Below are 17361 nucleotides of genomic sequence, written 5' to 3'. Positions count from 1 at the left end.
CCCGTGATTATATATTTAGCAACCCCGCGTCTGCCAAGGCCTTGTCCCAAGGAGGCACGGGCTGGTATTCCGCCACCAGGAAATCGATCAGCGCCCTCACCTTCGGCGATAGCTGGCGCGTGGCCGGGTACAGGGCGCTCAAATGGTTCAGGGGCAGCTCCCAGTCGGACAGCACCGGCACCAGCCGTCCCTCGATAATGTCGCGCCATGCCAGGAAGGTTGTCGTGTAGACGATGCCGAGCCCGCGCAGGGCGGCATGCTGCAGCACCATCCCGTTATTGGCAGTGAAGGCGGGCGTCACCCGCACCGTAGCCTGCTCCTCGCCGCGCGCGAAATGCCAGGCGATGCCGCCGGTCAGGTGGCTGAAATGCAGGCACTGGTGGCGATGCAGGTCGTCCGGCACCTCCGGCCGCCCGGCCCGCGCCAGGTAGGCCGGCGAGGCGCACAGCACGCCGCGGCAAGGCGCCAGGGGTCGTATCGCCAGCGCACGGCTATCCGGAATCCCGCCCACACGGATGGTCAGGTCGAAGCCATGCTCGATCGGGTCGAGCAGCGCATCATCCACATGCAGCAAAGGCGACAACTGCGGATGCGGCAGGCTGAATCGCGCCACCGCATCGGCCAGCCATTCGCTGCCGAAGCTGGACGGCGCCTGTATCCGCAGCGGCCCCGCCAGCTCGATGCCGGCATGCGTCACCACCCGAGCTGCTTCCTGCGCCTGCAGCACCGCCAGGGCGCAAGGTTCAAGGTAGGCCTGCCCGGCATCGGTCAGGCTCACGTCGCGCGTGGAGCGATGCAGCAGGCGCGCATTGAGCCGTTCTTCCAGCGCGATCACATGCTTGCTCACCATGGCGCGGCTCATGCCAAGCCGGCGCGCCGCGCCGCTGAAGCTGCGCTGGCGCGCCACCTCCACGAAGATTCCCATCGCCTTGAGCTGGTCCATGGCAGCAATTGTCTCCATTTTGAAGACAATGTGTCAACCGTTTGCGCATTGTTCGCACCCAATGGCTTCCCTACAATGACCTGCATTAAGAAAAGGAGCACAGCATGCTGACCGACGCCCAGAAAGCCCAATACGCCAAGGATGGCTTCATCGTCATCCCCGGCTTCAAGACCGCAGGCGAAATCGCCGCCCTGCGCGCCCGCGCCGCGCAAGTCGTCAACGACTTCGACCCGGCCGTTGCGCAAGGCATCTTCACCACCAAGGAGCAGGAGAAGAAAGCCGACGATTACTTCCTGGCCTCGGACAACACCATGCGCTGCTTCTTTGAAGAAGAAGCTTTCGGCCCGGACGGGCAACTGAAACAGGCCAAGGAACTGTCGATCAACAAAATCGGCCACGCCATGCACGACCTGGACCCGGCCTTCCGCGCCTTCACCGCCGATGCGCGCCTGGAGCAGATCGCCCGCGACATCGGCCTGGCCGAACCGCAAGTCTGGCAATCGATGTACATCTTCAAGCAGCCCGGCATCGGCGGCGAGGTGCGCTGGCACCAGGATGCCACCTACTTCGACACCACCCCGATCAGCGTCACCACCTTCTGGTTCGCACTGGAAGACGCCACGCTGGAAAACGGCTGCATGTGGGCTGAACCTGGCGGCCATCGCTCTCCGCTGCGCGAACGATTCATCCGCGAGGGCGACCAGGTGCGCGTGGAAAAACTGGACGACATGCCGTGGCCAACCGACGCCACCGCCGTGCCGCTCGAATGCAAGGCCGGCTCTCTGGTCTGCTTCCACGGCCTGCTGCCACACTACAGCGCCCCGAACCGTTCGCCCGTTTCGCGCCACGCCTATACGCTGCACGTGACCGATGGCCGCACTGAATACTCCAAGCGCAACTGGATCCAGCGTGACGCATCCTTCCCTGTGCGAGGCTTCCTGTGAACATCAGTATCTTCGCGCCGCACTGGGGCAGCAATGAGTTGCCGCCGGACGTCTTCATCGCCAAGGTAAAAGAGGCCGGCTTCGACGGCATCGAAATGTCGCTGCCGCTGGACCGCGCCCAGCGCGACAACTGGGTCTATAAGGTCGCCAACGCAGGACTGGATCTGATTGTCGCCCAATGGGAGACAGTGTTTCACAGCGACTTCGAAGCGCATAAACAGGCACTCGGCGAACTGCTGCGCAACGCCTGCGAGGTGCAGCCTGTGCTGGTCAACTCGCACACCGGCAAGGATTGGTATACGCCGCAGCAAAACGAAGAGCTGATCGCACTCGCCGCCGACATCTCCACAGAATACGGCGTGCCGGTGGTGCACGAAATCCATCGCAGCCGCTTCAGCGGCCACCCGATGCTGCTGCTGCCTTACCTCGATCGCCTGCCGCAACTGCACCTGAACGCCGACCTCTCGCACTGGTGCGTGGCTTGCGAATCGCTGCTGGAAGACCAGGAACTGACGCTGGCCAAGGTGCTGCCGCGCGTGCGCCACATCCACGCCCGCATCGGCCACCAGCAAGGCCCGCAGGTGGCCGACTTCCGCGCACCGGAAAACGCCGATGCGTTGAAGGCCCACCTGTCCTGGTGGGACCGCATCATTGAACTGCGCCGCAACGACGGCGCCGAACGCATGACGCTCACGCCGGAATTCGGCCCGGCGCCTTATACCTTCACCTTGCCCTACACCGGCCAGCCGGTCAGCAATGCATGGGACCAGAACGTGGCGATGCTGGACCTGCTGCGCAAACGCTACTGCATGTAATTCAAATCCGCTTCGTGAGCAAAGGGCATGATGATTCATGCCCTTTTTCTTTTCCCCGTTCAATGTCATACTGCTAATTGTATATTCGCAATATTTCTTTTGACGCAAACGGAATCACCATGGATAAAGCAGGCTTTTGGAGCATCATCGACAAATCGCGCAATGCTGCCGGCGGCGATCCGTATGAGCAACTCGGGACTCTTGGTGAACTCCTGCGTGAGCTTTCGCCGGACGAAATCGTCTCCTTCGACTACCACTTGAGCGCATACCATGCGCGTGCCTATCACTGGGATCTCTGGGGCGCCGCCTACATCATTGGCGGCGGCTGCTCGGACGATGGCTTCATGGACTTCCGCGGCTGGCTGATTTCGCGCGGCGAGAAAGTATACGAATCAGCAATGGCCAATGCCGATTCGCTCGCCGAATTCGTGGAAGAGCATGACGACGATTGCCAGGTTGAGGGCTACCAGTACCTTGCATCCGAGGCCTGGGAAGAGAAGACCGGCAAACCTTCCGAAGACTTCCCCGAACACGACCTCCCCAATGGGCGAGAGGTTGAAGGCACCCGATGGGAAGAGGAAGATACTTGCGCATGCGCGCATGCGCAAGGCAAAGCGTTTTCCCCCGCTCGATACACGACCCTTGGCCTCCGGGCCAACAGCCCGCTCGGCGTTTCGGCACGCTAAAGTAAAGATACCAGGAGTGATTTCAAATGGAATGCTTTGAACATTCAGGTTCCAATTCGGTCGGCGTCTGCAAGGCCTGCGGCAAAGCGGTCTGTCGGACCTGCGTGGTTGATGCAGGAGTCGCTATCGCTTGTTCCGACCGTTGTGCCAAAGAAGCGGCCGACGTGCACGAAATGAACCAGCGAGGAAAAAAACTATACGGCATCGGGACGGATCGAAAAAATCTGCCTAGCGGCGTCGTGATGTGGCTTCTGTTTGGAGCGCTTTTCAGCGGATATGGGATCTACGCGTCGCTGCGTTCCCGCGAACCCGAATGGTTCCTCTTGCTCTTCAGCGCGGTATCATTTTTCATCGCATGGCTTGCCTACCACAGGGCAAAAGACGTCGGCATCCAGTGTTAGGAGTTAAATTGAGATCCTCGACACTTTTCTGTGAAGACCTGGCAGCGATCCTGGCTAGGGAACTCGCCAGCGGCAACTCCTTGACCGAAAAACCGGCTGTTACGGATTGGCCTGACAAAGGTTCTGTTTTCGGACATTTGACCAAAGACCTTACGACGCCAACGAGCGCTCTACCCGATACTATTGAAGCTTCGATCTGCAACGACCCGCATTACGGCTGGTATCAGGAACTTTTCTGCCGCAAGCATCGGCATCTTCTGGTAGCAGGCGTTCCAAAACCAGGTCTGCCAATGTGGACCGATTAGTCAGGGAACATGGAAAACACGAAACTGAAGGTGGGACTTATAGTCGTCATCGGCGTCTTGTCCGGTCTGGCGTGGTTGTTCGGCTCTGGACTGATGTCCGTCTATCTCGACATTGCCCTCAGTACAGGCAACGGTTCGATGCTGAAATTAGGATTATCAATCCTGCTGTGTTCCTTCCTCTTCGGCGTTGCCGGTGCTTTGCTGACGATGTGGGCTGGCGAGCGCCTGCCTGAAGCACCCTATATTCACCTGCTGGCGAACGTAGTTTGCGTCTTGTTCACCGCAGCCTTCATAGATGGACCAGTTGCGCTTGTCCTGATATTGTTTGAACAAAAGCTCTGGGCATTCTTGTCCGGTGGGGCGATTGTGTTCTTTATCGCTCGCCGAAAGCGAGTCTTTCAACCAGCCATTGCACCTGCACCTAACCGATGAAATACCCCGACGTCCTTGATCCGCTAAAAGTCGGCGAGTACCCGGCCTCCGCGAAGTCTGGCGGCGGCTACGTGTGGGACGCTGTCCTCGAATACCGCGTATGGTGTCATCCGGTGCGCGGTGCGCCTGACGAAGATGACGGAAGCGATTACTACTACGCCTTCGAAACGTTCGAAGAGGCGAAGGAGTTTGCCGACCAAAATCCCGGGACAGAAGCCCCCCTTGCCTTGGTCCTCCAGCGCGAGTACATCGACGAACCCGAGCCGGGCGAGTATGTCCATTGCCGCGAAGAGCGAGTTACGGAGTGGCCTGTCACTTTCCTGACCAGGCCCGCACGCGACGAATTTACTATTCCCGACTTCCTCGCGCCTGACGCTCCATCGAACCGGCTCGAAATCCTGCGCGGGCACGCGCCACGGGCCAGGAAATGCTGACCATCGCCGCAATTCTGCTTTTCATCACCGGCGTCGCCCACTCGTATCTCGGCGAGCGCTACATCCTCATTCGCCTCTTCAAACGCGATAACCTGCCCACGCTTTTCGGTGGAACCGACTTCACAACGGGAACGTTGAGATTTGTCTGGCACCTCCTCACCTTGGTCTGGTGGGGTATCGCCGCCCTTGTCATGCTTGCATCCGGTGATCAGCTGCAGGCCGGAACGGTACTGCGTGTCTTCAGTATCGTTGCTCTGCTATCTGGCCTGTTCCCGCTCTGCTTCACCCGCGGCAGGCACCTGTCCTGGATAGTTTTCTTCGCCGTCGCAGCCCTTCTCTGGTTAGGATCGCCATGATTGCAGCTTTCAAACTGGCTAAGGAATAGCCTATGTACCACGCTATCGTACGCCGCAAAATCACGCAGGTATTTGCTGGGCTCAGCGCAGGACGCATCGAGGCCGTAACCGATGAACTGGCTCCGCACGCCACGCACTATTTTGTCGGCACACATGCATTATCAGGAACACGCAGGACTCCCGAAGCGATTCTCGCCTGGTACGAGCGGCTGCTTCGCCTGCTGCAGGGGATCAACTTCACGCTTCACGAGGTGAGGGTTTCGGGTTGGCCATGGCACACGCAGGTCGAGGCGATTTGGACCGAAACAAACAACGGCACCGACGGCGTCAAAACCACTGCGGAAGGCGTGAACCTGATCGAAATCCGCTGGGGTCGAGTAACCAGCGTCCGCATTTATCCCGATACTGCAGCGTTGGAACGAACCCTGAACCGCATTGCCGCCAAGGGCACGGCGGAGGCGATGGCAACTCCTATCATTTCATAAGCTTCGTATTGGTTCCCGCGCAATGCCGATTACCCCATTTCACTTTGGCCCAGGGGCCGCAATTCACGCAATCGCACCCAAGCGAATCAGCTTCATTGCGTTTTGCGCCGCGAACGTCCTGATCGACATCGAGCCGTTCTATTACATGCGTACCGGGCAGTTTCCGCTCCATCGCTTCTTTCATACCTATATCGGGGCGACGCTCATCATTTTCCTGGCCATTGCGCTATTTATCGCAGTGCGCGCCGGCGCCAACCGACTACGGCTGCCGAATCTGTTTGGCTGGCGCGATTTGAGCACTGCCAGCGTAGCAACGGGTGCCGCATTCGGCAGCTACACTCACGTCGTATTCGACAGCATCATGCATTCGGATATCCGGCCTTTTGCACCGCTCAGCGATTCCAATCCACTCCTGAGGGCGATCCCTCTCGACACCTTGCACTGGTCATGCGTTCTAGCTGGGGCGATCGGCATAGCGATCCTGCTCATGCGAAAGCTGCGCGGCGCAAACGATTAAATTCAACCATAAAGGGGCCCCATGATCACCTGCTACCTCCGCTACATCATCGACCCGTACAAGCTCAAGGAATTTGAGCGTTACGGTAAAGTCTGGATTCCGCTAGTAGAGAAATTTGGCGGCACCCACCACGGCTACTTCCTGCCGTCGGAAGGCACGAACAATGTCGCCCTGGCGATGTTCTCTTTCCCGAGCCTGGCGAAGTATGAGGAATACAGGATCAAGTCTCTGGCGGACCCGGAGTGCCAGGCCGCTTTCAAATATGCCGAAGATACCCGTTGTATCGTCAGCTATGAACGAAGCTTCTTCCGTCCGGTGTTCGCTTAGGCAGTATCCCGCCTGGTCAAGTCGGCGTAATTTAACCTTGACTCGACTCAGCTCCGCGTCTAAACCGTATAGTCTGACACCTTTTAAAAGCTAGCCTATGAGCGAGCTCGATCAATTGGAGGCCATGTTTCGCGCCCGGCCAGCGAACCTCAGCATTGAGCAGCGCCGGGTAGCGTGCGATGAGCTGGCCGAGCGCTATCCGACAGCGCCAGACGTTCAGGTAACGCCCGTCATCGCCAATGGCGTTCCGGCCGAATGGACTTCCACCCCTGCCGCGCGTGATGATGGCGTCATTCTCTACCTGCATGGAGGCGGTTTCGTTTCGGGTTCCCTGGCAAGCCATCGCCATTTCGTAAGCGAGTTGGGGCGCGCCGCGGAAATGAAAACACTCGCCCTCGAATACCGGCTCGCCCCCGAATTCCCCTTCCCTCATGCCCTGGAAGATGCAATCAACGGGTATAAGTATCTGCTGGATTGCAGCCGCCAGGTTACAGTCGCAGGAGATAGTGCGGGTGCTGGCCTGGCGGCTGCCATGCTGGTGCGCTTGCGGGAACTTGGCTTGCCCCAGCCGAAAGGCGTTGTCCTTTTCTCGCCTTGGGCCGACATGAGCATTTCGGCCGACAGCTACACCCGTAACGCAGAACGCGACCCGGTGCTGAACCGGGAGCTCATGCAGTTCCTGGCCGCACAGTACCTTGCCGGCCAGCCGAGGAATACTCCCCTGGCCTCTCCCGCTTTCGCGGACCTGCGCGGCATCGCACCGCTCACCATTTTCGTTGGCGCGACCGAAACGCTATTGGATGACGCGATCGCCCTCGCCCGATCAGCAACCCTGGCGGACGTCCAGGTGCGGCTGGAGATATGGCCGAAGATGTTCCACTTCTGGCCGAACTACTACCCGCAACTGGCAGAAGGCAAAAATGCCTTGGACATGGCCGGGACAATATTGAGACAGGCCGTTTCAACGAAACTGATCAGCCGTCCGCACGCCTTAGCATAAACTGGCGGAACTTCGATTTCACCTGCCCGATCAATTCGCCGTCCAGCCCGCCCTCGCCGGAGGAATTCACCAAGCCCTGGACTCGGCATCCCGCAGAGCGAAAATCCTGCAGCACATAAGTCTCGCATCCCATGTCCGAGACCTGTTGCGTCAGTGTGGCAATATGCTGGCGTGTGGTCAACTTGGGATGCACCGTGGTCCTGAATTCGTATGGCACGCCGCTTTCAATCACCAGGCGTGCCGCTGCATGGGCTGCTTGCGCACTGCCGCTGGCGCCAGTCAGTTCGTCGTAGGCATCGAATGCGGTCTTGATATCCAACCCCACCCAGTCCACCAGAGGCAGTACCTGTTTCAAACGCTCTGGGTAGATGCCTGCCGTGTGCAGGCCGATCTTAAAGCCAAGACCTTTCACGCTGCGCATGGCGTTTTCCAGCGCAGGATCGAGGGTCGGCTCGCCGCCGGAGAAAACTACGGCATCCAGCATCCCTGCCCTGCCTGCGAGGAAGGCAAGTAAATCACGCCATGCAATTGCCGGCTCAGCGTCGCGAGGCTGCAGGTGCGGGTTATGGCAGTAGCCGCAGCGCCAGGGACAGCCCTGGACAAACACCACGGCCGCCAGCTCTCCAGGATAGTCGGTCGACGTGAACTTTGCGTAGCCGCCAACCTTGAGCTCCCTGTCAGCCATTATTCTTGCGCTCGACGAAATAAGTGCGCTCGTTGAATTCGCCCTTCTTGCCGACGTTGAAGGACGAGTATGGACGGTGGTAGCCCATCACGCGCGTCCAGATTTCGCAAGGTTGGCGTTCGGCGTTGGTGAGCGTGATCTCCCGGGCTGGTTGGTTAGCGGTCATGCATATCTCCTCAGTTAAGTGAAAGTTCGCGCGATTTGCGCGCAATGATGTCCTCATCGCATTTCGGACAGAATTCGTGCTTGCCGCTCAAGTAGCCGTGTCTTGGGCAGATCGAGAATGTCGGCGTAATGGTGATATAGGGCATGCGGAAGCGCGTCAGTGCGCGCTGCACCAGGCGGCGGCAAGCATCGACGCTGGATACCTGCTCGGTCATGTACAGGTGCAGCACCGTGCCGCCGGTGTACTTCCTTTGCAGTTCGTCCTGCCGTTCCAGCGCCTCGAATGGATCGTCGGTAAAGCCAACGGGGAGCTGCGAAGAGTTGGTGTAGTACGGCATTTCCTTCGTGCCGGCCTGGAGGATCGCCGGCATGCGGGTTCGGTCTTCCTTGGCAAAGCGGTAGGTTGTGCCTTCGGCCGGAGTCGCCTCCAGGTTGTACATATGGCCGGTCACTTCCTGGAACTCCAGCATGCGGGCGCGGATATGATCCAGCAGGCGGATGGCCAGCGCAGCGCCGGCTTCGGTGGTGATGTCTTCCCTGTCGTTGGTGAAATTGCGGATCATTTCATTGATACCGTTCACGCCGAGCGTGGAGAAGTGGTTGCGCAGCGTGCCGAGATAGCGTTTGGTATAGGGGAACAGGCCACCGTCCATCAGGCGCTGGATCACCTGGCGCTTGATTTCCAGGCTGGTCTTGCCCAGCGCGAGAAGTTCGTCCACGCGGCCAAGCAGCGCCGCCTCATCACCCGCATAAAGGTAGCCAAGGCGCGCGCAATTCAATGTGACCACGCCAAGCGAGCCGGTTTGCTCCGCCGAACCAAACAAGCCGTTGCCGCGCTTGAGCAGTTCGCGCAGGTCGAGCTGCAGGCGGCAGCACATGGAGCGGATCATGTTCGGCTTGAGTTCCGAATTCACGAAGTTCTGGAAATAAGGCAGGCCGTAGCGCGCCGTCATCTCGAACAGCATTTCCGCGTTAGGGCTGTGCCAGTCGAAGTCCGGTGTGATGTTGTACGTCGGGATCGGGAAAGTGAAGGCGCGCCCTTTGGCATCGCCGCGCATCATGACTTCGATATAGGCGCGGTTGATCATGTCCATCTCGGCTTGCAGCTCGCCGTAGGTGAAGGGCATTTCTTCGCCGGCGATCACGGGCACCTGTTCCCGCAGGTCTTCCGGACAGGTCCAGTCGAAGGTCAGGTTGGTGAACGGCGTTTGCGTACCCCAGCGCGACGGGACATTCAGGTTGTAGATCAGCTCCTGGATGGTTTGCAGTACCTGCTCGTATCCCAGCTTATCCTTGCGCACATAAGGCGCCATATAGGTGTCGAAAGAACTGAATGCCTGCGCACCGGCCCATTCGTTCTGCAGTGTACCGAGGAAGTTGACGATCTGGCCGGCGGCGCTGGACAAGTGCTTCGGCGGCGCCGATTCCACTTTCCCCGGCACGCCATTCAGGCCTTCGCTCAGCAAAGTACGCAGCGACCAGCCGGCGCAGTAGCCGGCCAGCATGTCGAGGTCGTGGATGTGGATATCGGCATTGCGGTGCGCCTCGCCGACTTCACGCGGGTAGACGTGATCGAGCCAGTAATTGGCGACCATCTTGCCCGAGATATTGAGGATCATGCCGCCCAGGGAATAGCCCTGGTTGGCGTTGGCATTCACCCGCCAGTCAAGCTGCTGGAGGTATTCATCGATCGAGGATTGCACATCCACGGTTGTCTTGCGAATCGGCGTCATCGTTTTTAATAACTATATGTTGTGTTTTTATGGATATTACACACTAAATGTAGTTAAAGACCAATGTGAACCGCCGTTTTTTGATTTCCTTGACCTGGTTTAAATTTGATAAGATTCCTGCAAAATTCCCGGAGACCAGCCATGTCCTTCATTCGCGCGCTTTGTCTTTTAGCTGCCCTTGCCTTTCATTCAGCGATGGCGGCGCCCACGCCGGAGCAGGAAGTGATGGCCCTCACGCAAGCGGCGTGTGAAGCATTTCGATTACGGGATATTCCAGCACTGGAGCGCTTGCTGGCTCCCGAGTTCAATCTCGTGAGTTCGAACTCCGAAGTCCAGAGCCGTGCGCAAGCGATCCAGGAAGTTCGCGACGGCGATCCGCAATACGATCGCTTTGAGAATCACAGCATGACGGCACGCGTATATGGCGATGCGGCCGTTGTCCAGGGCATCACCTCACTCAAAGGACGCTCCGGCGGCAAGCCGTTTGCGCTGGATGTCCGATTCACTGATACGCTAGTGCGTGTTAAAGGAAATTGGACGATCGTAGTAAGCCACGTAACAAGGATTCAATGAAACGAGCACTTTTCATCTGCACACAAAACCGCTTGCGCAGCCCGACGGCGGAGCATGTATTCGCAAGCTGGCCTGACGTGGAAACCGATTCGGCCGGCCTGGGCAATGATGCCGACGTGTCGCTGTCGACCGAGCAGATAGCGTGGGCAAACATTATCTTCGTGATGGAGAAGGCCCATCGCAACCGCCTTTCCAGGAACTTCCGGGCGCACCTGAACGGAAAGCGTGTGATCTGCCTCGACATTCCAGACGATTACGAATACATGCAAGCGGAGTTGGTGCGGCTTCTGGAACTCAAAGCCGGCAAGGTCCTGCGCTAATACTGCTCACATATGCAAAGCGGAGAATGGGGATGCCCACCAAAAGCGTTGACGGTTACGAGATCGAGTTCACAGGCGAACTGCTGGAAGGCACGAAGCAATGGGGCGCCTACGTTTCCATCTTCGCACCATCTGCGAACCCGATGCATATGACCCACATCTATCCAAAACGGCGCGTGTCGGCGGACCTTACCTTATTGGACCAGCATGCCGCCGAGGCCGAGGCGGAGCGCGCCGCATTGAAGATCGTGGAAGACCTGCTCCCCTGAGCAAACCCGATCTGATCTTTCAGAATATTTGAGTGAACATGAACCTGGTCAGTCTAATCACAGGCATTGAAGATGCGTTTGATGGCACCGCACGTGCAGAGACGTCATTGCGGCAGTTTCAATTAACCGATAAGTATGGAATGTCGCGGGAAATTACTGCGGATGAGTGGACGGGGGCTGGCAAGAAACGGGTAGATAGAACTTGGCAAGAAATTCCCGATGAAGAGATCGAAGAATGCGACTGCTTACTTGCTCACATGGGAGCCGAAGAATTTCTCTATTATTTGCCCGCATACATGCGTTACAGTTTAAAGAACCACCATAGGTCAATCTGGGAAACTGATGTGCTTGGAATGACCATTTCTTCGCTCTTACCATCGACTAAGAATGAGGATTTACGTGCATACGCCATCGCACAGTATTCGGCTCTGAATGAGATCCAAAGGCAAATCGTCATTCATTTCCTTAAATTTACTGCGAGCTTGGAAGATGACGTAAGGCATTCAGACGCCCTTAAAGCGCTCGCCAGTTATTGGCAAAACGCAGTTTGATGTGCGCTAAGATGGCGGCCCCGCTTCAAGCCGGCCTCAAAGACTTTATAGGGCGTCCGCAATGGGGAAGCTGCCCCCATCTGACACTAGATGTCAGACTCTGTCTCGATTCTCAAGTGTTGCGCTCAGACTTGTAGCTAGGCAGGCACCACAGGCGGGTTCCGCCCATTGCGGACATTGAATTGTCGAGACTCAGACGCAGTAATTCCTTGAATTTTTTGCGTCGGGATTCATCAAGGTAACGCCGAAATCTTCGGTGCGATTGAATTCTTCTNCATTGAATTGTCGAGACTCAGACGCAGTAATTCCTTGAATTTTTTGCGTCGGGATTCATCAAGGTAACGCCGAAATCTTCGGTGCGATTGAATTCTTCTAACTGAGCCAGGACAAGTTGAGAGTTCATCGCCGCACCAAAAAGCTCAAAGAAATCGTTAGCGGCCACGCCCCTTTTCCAACAAGCTTCCATTCGAGCGCAAACGTCAGCAGCTTCAGGCCATCCTCCTTCTTGCACAGCAGAAAAGTTGTAATGGGGCCAGCCAGCGATATCCTCAAGCTGGCAAGCGTCGCCGACGCACAGTGCTGATAATTCGATAGTCCCATGCCAAGGGAATATGCCGATATCGAGCCGCCGAATTGATTTCCCTGCAAAGGCAACTTTCGCCGCCTTCAATTTCGCTACAAACGCGATTTCAATTTCCGTCAAAGTTATATCGTTCGGCAATTTATCACCMTATTCAAAGACGGCTACGCTTTCAATGAGAAACTTAGCGTGCAGTTTGAAGCGATCAAGTCGCCTGTGCTCAGCCAGGCGAAGCGGATGTATTCATGGCCGGCCAGCTGGGCCGATATCCTCAAGCTGGCAAGCGTCGCCGACGCACAGTGCTGATAATTCGATAGTCCCATGCCAAGGGAATATGCCGATATCGAGCCGYCGAATTGATTTCCCTGCAAAGGCAACTTTCGCCGCCTTCAATTTCGCTACAAACGCGATTTCAATTTCCGTCAAAGTTATATCGTTCGGCAATTTATCACCCTATTCAAAGAATGACCGGCGGCTTCTGGCCGGCTACTTCCGGCCTCACGATTGTCGAAGTCGCCCACATGCAGTCGGTCAACAGAAGGGGGCGACTGTACTTATTGCGCATTTGCTTTCTTTTCGATGCATGTTCCGAAACCAGACTTGAATGTTTCTACTGGCTGAACATTGATTACTCCATCATCGTCGATCAAACCAACAATCAAGGAGCAAGCAGACGCTTCAGTGTTCTTATAATAGACAAGCCTTCCAGCCTTCTGGGCTGGCCACCTCCTCCCAAGAATATGAGCGCCAAAGTCCGTTCGAATCGCGGAAAGTGGGTAATCCACTTTCCGCGCTAGTGCCAGAACCGGTAAAGACCACTACCTTATTAGGGACGACATCTGGCTTCATATTAGGCGGATTGGATATAAAAGTTCTTCAAATTCTAATCGATGGGGCCAATGGTTGAAGGTCCGTTATTGGCCGTTTTCAATCGCCATGTCGGAAACACGTTACCACTGGTTCGGGATCCTAAATATACAACTTCAAGTTTGAGCTAATACAACTTCATCAACTACTGCGCGTGCAGCAGGTCGGTTTCCGTCAGATCGTCTTTGGCGGGAACTTTGCGCGGCAGGATGATGATCGCGGTAGTGCCTTTGCCAACCTCGGATTCAACCTGGATGGTGCCGCGCAAAACGCCGGTGACAAGGTTGTAGACGATATTCATGCCCAGCCCGGAACCGCCCTGCCCCATCTTGGTGGTGAAGAAGGGATCGTACACCTGGCGCAGCGTGCGAGCGCTCATGCCATTGCCATCGTCGGCGAAGCGCAGTTCGACGTTGTCATCGTCCATTTCAACGGCGCTGATGGTGATGTGCCCCGATTCGCGTCCCTCGAATGCATGCATGATAGCGTTCTGAATAAGGTTGCTTAGAACCTGCCCAATGCTGCCCGGGTAGGACATGAAGGTGAGCGTCTCCGGCATCCACACCTTCACTTCGCAGTTGGCGCGGCGCAGTTGGGCCGAATACGTGGCAAGCGTGTCGTGCACTACGCCATGCAGGTTGAACGAACGCCGTTTATCGGAAGTCTGGTCCACTGCCACCTGCTTGAAGGAGTGGATCAGGTCAGCCGCGCGCGTCAGGGAATTGGTGATGATGGAGCACGCCATGCGGGCATCCTTCAGGTGCGTATCGAGCGTGGAGCGCTTGATGCCGCCATCGGCGAGCTGGCGCTCGAATTCCTTGCACATATCGCTCAAGGCCGTCGCAGTCAGCAGGCTGTTGCCGATCGGCGTGTTCAGCTCATGCGCAATGCCGGCCACCAGGGCTCCCAGCGACGCCATTTTTTCCGACGTGATCAGGTTGGCCTGCGCCTGCTTCAGTGTCAACAGCACGGCCGACAAATCCTTGTGCGCCATTTCCACATTGGACTTTTGCAGCGCCAGCTCGCTCAGGCTGCGTTCCAGCCCATGCTTGGTGTCGACCAGCGCTGCCTCGGTCTGTTTGCGCTCCGTGATATCGATAATCACCCACACGCAGCCCTTGCGCGGCTCCTTCTCGTCCAGCATGCGCCCATTCACCATGCACCACAGGCGCCGGCCATTGGCGCTGGCCAGCTCCAGTTCGAAATGCATCGAAGTGCTGTCGGTCACGCAGGCGAACGGATCACTCAGCCCGCCTGTCAGCATATTGCAGGAACGTCCGGCCAGTTGCCCCGCCTGGTAGCCCATCATCTCCTCCAGCCCGCGGTTGCAGCGCACGATCACGCCGTTGACAAACAGGCCGATGCCGACAATGGCGCTATCCTGCAGCGCGCGCAATTCGTCAGCCGTAATGCGCAGCTTTTGCGCCAGGGCGCGGCGCCGTTGCAGCGTCATGATCTGCGCGCCGATCAGGGCACTGATAACAAAGCCGGCGAAGCCGATAACGGAAATCAGCCTCATGTCACGGCTGTAGCGCTCGCCCGCATGGCCCTCAAAAGCCATCACCCAACGCCGCTCTCCGACATCGAGCGGGATCTTGCCGGACAGGCCGGGCAGCGCCGGCAAGCGCGCGCCCGAACCAAGTTTTCCGAAGCTGTTGAACATCAGGTTATCGACCGTGGGCGGCATGTTGCCGCCATCACTGAGATAGCCCGCATCGTTGATGCTGACGTAGAGATGCTGCAGCATCGGGCTATCGATTGTTTCCGACATCAGGTCGTTGACGCGGAAAACAATGGCGACGAAGCCCGTCAGTGCCGCATCGCGTTCCTGTTCCGTCAACAGCGATGCGCCGCGGCGGTAGATCGGGGCGCGCGCCACGAAGCCTGGCTGGCCGCTGGCGTCCTGCACCAGCGTGATGCGTTCTGTGGCCACCACGCGGCCGCTCGCCTTGCCCAGTTGCAGGGCCTTGTAATGCGGAGGCAACGCGGCAAGATCAAGGCCGAAGGCGTTTTCATTGCCCCGCATCGGCTCGTTGTATTCAATCAGGAAGTGCTCCGGCCGCACCGATGCCGGGTGCACCTTGTAGTCGGGGTAGCCGCCGCTTTGCAGGCTGTCGTCGGCGCGGATCTTTGTCGCATAAACATCCAGTTGGCTGGATGGCACGCGCCGCACGAACTGGATGGCCTGGAAGCCGGGATAGCGGCGCTTGAGGTCCAGCTCACGCACGTAGCGGCTGAACTCCACGCGCGAGACATCGCCCTTGACCGCAAACACCCCCTTAATGCTAAGCAGCATGTCGAAATAGGTTTGCAGGCGAAGCTGGGTGTCGCGCGCAATCTTTTGCGTATCGCGCTGGAAGGCTTCATTGGTCTGGCGGTCCTGCACATTCACCACGAACATGCAGACCCACACGGTAACGCAAATACCGACAATAAAGGCCAGGTATCCGTGTATGCGCATGCTTGCTCCGACGGGACTTTGGAGACGACTATAGCATAGGGAAATCCACAATACGCCGGGGAAACGTTCAGCCGTTGTTACTCTGTCGCATCATGGTATCGAAGCGCGATTTCCTTGACGTTTTCCTCGGCGGCCAGCAAGGCGTCAACCACATCCGGGTCGAATTGCTCGCCGCTGCCCTGGCGGATCAGCTCGATGGCGGTCTCATGCGTGAAGGCCGGGCGGTACACGCGCCTGGACACCAGCGCATCATAAACATCAGCCACCGCAACCAGGCGCGCCGATACCGGAATGGCATCGCCGGCCAGGCCTTGCGGATAGCCGGAGCCGTCGTATCGCTCCTGGTGGCTAAAGGTGATTTCGCGCGCAAAGCGCAGGAAGGCATTGGAGAAGCCCAGTTCGCGCTCCACCCCGGCGATGGCATCCCGGCCATGCACGGTGTGCTGCTTCATGACCTCGAATTCTTCCGGCGTCAGGCGGCCCGGCTTGAGCAGGATCGCATCCGGAATACGCACCTTGCCGATATCGTGCAGCGGCGCCGCCTTGAACAGCAGGGGAATATGGGCTTCAACCAGTTCATCGGCGAAGCGGGGATTGCCCTGCAACTGGCGCGCCAGCGCCAGCACAATGTGCTGGATGCGGCGCAGGTGCGATGGATCTTCCTCGTCGCGCCATTCGGCCAGGCTGGCGATGGCCCAGGCCGCGGCATCGGCGATCTGGCCCAGTTCATTGAGCTGGCTGCGCTGGCGTTGCACCTTGGCGCGCGCCTCCCGCAGCTGCAGCTGGGTGGCAATGCGCGCGTGCAGCAATTCCGGCACCAGCGGGCGCGCCACCACGTCCGAAGCCCCTTCCGCAAGGGCGCTTTGCTCCTGCTCCGGCTGGCCGCGTTCGATCATGGCGATCATGGGAATGCTGGCGGTGTCCGGGTTGCCGCGCAGGCGCCGGCAAACGGCAAAGCCATCGCGCACCACATCGACCAGGATCAGCTCCGGCCGCGGCAGCTGCCCTGCCGCCGCCAGCGCGGCGTCGCCATCGTCGACCGCGCGCACGGCGTACTTGTCTTCCAGCAGGTGGCTGAGCTGTTGCAGGTGGTCGGCCGATCCATCAACGATCAGCAACAGCGGCTTGGTCTTTGGGCTCTTCATTGCGGCATGATACCGCACGGGAACTTCGCGTAGGGATGTTCAGTCGGCAAGCGCCGGCGAACCATCCGGCAGGAAAGCGCCAAAACAACGGGTGCATTCGATACAGAACAAGTGTGCCACCCGCACGTTCTTCTGGCGCAGGACCAGTTGCAGATGGCCTTCTTCGCAAACCGGGCAGGTTTCGCGCATGGTGCCGCAGGCAAGCACATCATCCGCCAGGTAGTTTTCGTCGTAGCGCACGCCATCAACGACACGCTGCGGGTCCAGTTCGACCAGGAAAAGCGCGGGCTCCAGGCCTCGCTGGTCGGGCACTGGGTAGGCGCCTGAATGATAGTGATTCATTTGATTCATTGTCATCCCCTTTGCG

Annotated in this window: 24 protein-coding genes; 15 read left to right on the top strand and 9 right to left on the bottom strand. The window is 58.1% G+C overall.

Features of this window, described 5'->3' with window-relative positions; genetic code table 11:
- Positions 1 to 7: 7 nt before the first annotated feature.
- A complete protein-coding gene (locus ASE26_RS12285) occupies positions 8 to 943 on the bottom strand; it encodes a LysR family transcriptional regulator (protein ID WP_229208146.1) in 936 nt (311 codons plus the stop codon).
- Between the two features lie 104 nt (positions 944 to 1047).
- On the opposite strand from ASE26_RS12285, the gene ASE26_RS12280 reads away from it, so the two are divergent.
- The 11 genes from ASE26_RS12280 to ASE26_RS12230 all read left to right on the top strand — a co-directional run bounded on the left by ASE26_RS12280 (position 1048) and on the right by ASE26_RS12230 (position 7645).
- Positions 1048 to 1887 (top strand): phytanoyl-CoA dioxygenase family protein, encoded by an 840-nt coding sequence (locus ASE26_RS12280; protein WP_057246313.1) that lies wholly within the window; start codon positions 1048 to 1050, stop codon positions 1885 to 1887.
- Positions 1884 to 2702: a sugar phosphate isomerase/epimerase gene (locus ASE26_RS12275; protein WP_057246312.1), complete on the top strand. Its 819-nt coding sequence runs from the start codon at positions 1884 to 1886 to the stop codon at positions 2700 to 2702. Before ASE26_RS12280 ends, ASE26_RS12275 begins: the two co-directional genes overlap by 4 nt.
- 119 nt (positions 2703 to 2821) lie before the next feature.
- Entirely contained in the window at positions 2822 to 3388 is a 567-nt protein-coding gene (locus tag ASE26_RS12270; protein WP_055930099.1) for a DUF4240 domain-containing protein, read from the top strand.
- Between the two features lie 26 nt (positions 3389 to 3414).
- Positions 3415 to 3789: a hypothetical protein gene (locus ASE26_RS30595; RefSeq protein WP_156409923.1), complete on the top strand. Its 375-nt coding sequence runs from the start codon at positions 3415 to 3417 to the stop codon at positions 3787 to 3789.
- A 314-nt stretch (positions 3790 to 4103) separates the two neighbouring features.
- Positions 4104 to 4526, top strand: a complete 423-nt coding sequence (locus ASE26_RS12260) for a hypothetical protein (RefSeq protein ID WP_055930093.1) — start codon at positions 4104 to 4106, stop codon at positions 4524 to 4526.
- Complete coding sequence (locus tag ASE26_RS12255; protein ID WP_057246310.1) at positions 4523 to 4960, top strand: hypothetical protein; 438 nt, start codon at positions 4523 to 4525, stop codon at positions 4958 to 4960. Before ASE26_RS12260 ends, ASE26_RS12255 begins: the two co-directional genes overlap by 4 nt.
- Complete coding sequence (locus ASE26_RS12250) at positions 4954 to 5316, top strand: hypothetical protein (protein ID WP_055930089.1); 363 nt, start codon at positions 4954 to 4956, stop codon at positions 5314 to 5316. Before ASE26_RS12255 ends, ASE26_RS12250 begins: the two co-directional genes overlap by 7 nt.
- A 32-nt stretch (positions 5317 to 5348) precedes the next feature.
- Positions 5349 to 5801, top strand: coding sequence for a nuclear transport factor 2 family protein (locus tag ASE26_RS12245; RefSeq protein WP_055930086.1), 453 nt, complete (start codon positions 5349 to 5351; stop codon positions 5799 to 5801).
- A 22-nt stretch (positions 5802 to 5823) separates the two neighbouring features.
- Complete coding sequence (locus tag ASE26_RS12240) at positions 5824 to 6318, top strand: DUF4184 family protein (RefSeq protein WP_055930084.1); 495 nt, start codon at positions 5824 to 5826, stop codon at positions 6316 to 6318.
- Positions 6319 to 6339: 21 nt separating this feature from the next.
- The gene (locus tag ASE26_RS12235; RefSeq protein ID WP_055930081.1) at positions 6340 to 6645 is read left to right on the top strand and encodes an NIPSNAP family protein; all 306 of its coding nucleotides are present in this window, start codon (positions 6340 to 6342) and stop codon (positions 6643 to 6645) included.
- Between the two features lie 97 nt (positions 6646 to 6742).
- A complete protein-coding gene (locus ASE26_RS12230) occupies positions 6743 to 7645 on the top strand; it encodes an alpha/beta hydrolase fold domain-containing protein (protein ID WP_055930078.1) in 903 nt (300 codons plus the stop codon).
- Here the strand turns inward: ASE26_RS12230 and ASE26_RS12225 are convergent.
- The 3 genes from ASE26_RS12225 to ASE26_RS12220 are packed head-to-tail and all read right to left on the bottom strand — an operon-like array spanning position 7620 to position 10228.
- On the bottom strand, positions 7620 to 8330 hold the full coding sequence (locus ASE26_RS12225) for an anaerobic ribonucleoside-triphosphate reductase activating protein (protein ID WP_057246309.1): 711 nt from the start codon (positions 8328 to 8330) through the stop codon (positions 7620 to 7622). The two genes, ASE26_RS12230 and ASE26_RS12225, sit on opposite strands and share 26 nt — an antisense overlap.
- Positions 8323 to 8496, bottom strand: a complete 174-nt coding sequence (gene nrdD, locus ASE26_RS31835; protein ID WP_156409922.1) for an anaerobic ribonucleoside-triphosphate reductase — start codon at positions 8494 to 8496, stop codon at positions 8323 to 8325. Before nrdD ends, ASE26_RS12225 begins: the two co-directional genes overlap by 8 nt.
- A 10-nt stretch (positions 8497 to 8506) precedes the next feature.
- The gene (locus tag ASE26_RS12220) at positions 8507 to 10228 is read right to left on the bottom strand and encodes a ribonucleoside triphosphate reductase (RefSeq protein WP_057246308.1); all 1722 of its coding nucleotides are present in this window, start codon (positions 10226 to 10228) and stop codon (positions 8507 to 8509) included.
- 141 nt (positions 10229 to 10369) lie between these two features.
- On the opposite strand from ASE26_RS12220, the gene ASE26_RS12215 reads away from it, so the two are divergent.
- Genes ASE26_RS12215 through ASE26_RS12200 form a run of 4 tightly spaced genes read left to right on the top strand, consistent with a single transcriptional unit; the run spans position 10370 to position 11941 of the window.
- A complete protein-coding gene (locus ASE26_RS12215) occupies positions 10370 to 10801 on the top strand; it encodes a nuclear transport factor 2 family protein (protein ID WP_055930069.1) in 432 nt (143 codons plus the stop codon).
- A complete protein-coding gene (locus ASE26_RS12210; protein ID WP_057246307.1) occupies positions 10798 to 11121 on the top strand; it encodes a low molecular weight protein tyrosine phosphatase family protein in 324 nt (107 codons plus the stop codon). The genes ASE26_RS12215 and ASE26_RS12210 overlap by 4 nt, the downstream gene beginning before the upstream one ends.
- 32 nt (positions 11122 to 11153) lie before the next feature.
- Positions 11154 to 11390, top strand: coding sequence for a hypothetical protein (locus ASE26_RS12205; protein WP_055930064.1), 237 nt, complete (start codon positions 11154 to 11156; stop codon positions 11388 to 11390).
- Positions 11391 to 11428: 38 nt separating this feature from the next.
- Positions 11429 to 11941 (top strand): DUF6714 family protein, encoded by a 513-nt coding sequence (locus ASE26_RS12200; protein ID WP_057246306.1) that lies wholly within the window; start codon positions 11429 to 11431, stop codon positions 11939 to 11941.
- Between the two features lie 292 nt (positions 11942 to 12233).
- Here ASE26_RS12200 and ASE26_RS12195 read toward each other — a convergent pair whose 3' ends face one another.
- The 5 genes from ASE26_RS12195 to ASE26_RS12180 form a co-directional block, all read right to left on the bottom strand.
- Positions 12234 to 12644 (bottom strand): hypothetical protein, encoded by a 411-nt coding sequence (locus tag ASE26_RS12195; protein ID WP_156397977.1) that lies wholly within the window; start codon positions 12642 to 12644, stop codon positions 12234 to 12236.
- A 564-nt stretch (positions 12645 to 13208) separates the two neighbouring features.
- Positions 13209 to 13370 carry a Sir2 family NAD-dependent protein deacetylase gene (locus tag ASE26_RS29910; protein WP_082591348.1) on the bottom strand — a complete coding sequence of 54 codons (162 nt, stop codon included), beginning with the start codon at positions 13368 to 13370 and terminating at the stop codon, positions 13209 to 13211.
- 163 nt (positions 13371 to 13533) lie between these two features.
- Positions 13534 to 15849 carry a CHASE domain-containing protein gene (locus ASE26_RS29905; RefSeq protein ID WP_082507280.1) on the bottom strand — a complete coding sequence of 772 codons (2316 nt, stop codon included), beginning with the start codon at positions 15847 to 15849 and terminating at the stop codon, positions 13534 to 13536.
- A gap of 77 nt (positions 15850 to 15926) precedes the next feature.
- A complete protein-coding gene (locus ASE26_RS12185; RefSeq protein WP_055930055.1) occupies positions 15927 to 16994 on the bottom strand; it encodes an HD-GYP domain-containing protein in 1068 nt (355 codons plus the stop codon).
- 39 nt (positions 16995 to 17033) lie between these two features.
- Complete coding sequence (locus tag ASE26_RS12180; protein ID WP_156409920.1) at positions 17034 to 17345, bottom strand: hypothetical protein; 312 nt, start codon at positions 17343 to 17345, stop codon at positions 17034 to 17036.
- Positions 17346 to 17361: the final 16 nt, after the last annotated feature.

This window comes from Duganella sp. Root198D2, assembly GCF_001428585.1.
Lineage (GTDB): Bacteria > Pseudomonadota > Gammaproteobacteria > Burkholderiales > Burkholderiaceae_D > Rugamonas.
Note: the sequence above shows the minus strand (reverse complement) of the source record. Positions and strands in the feature narration are given on the sequence as shown.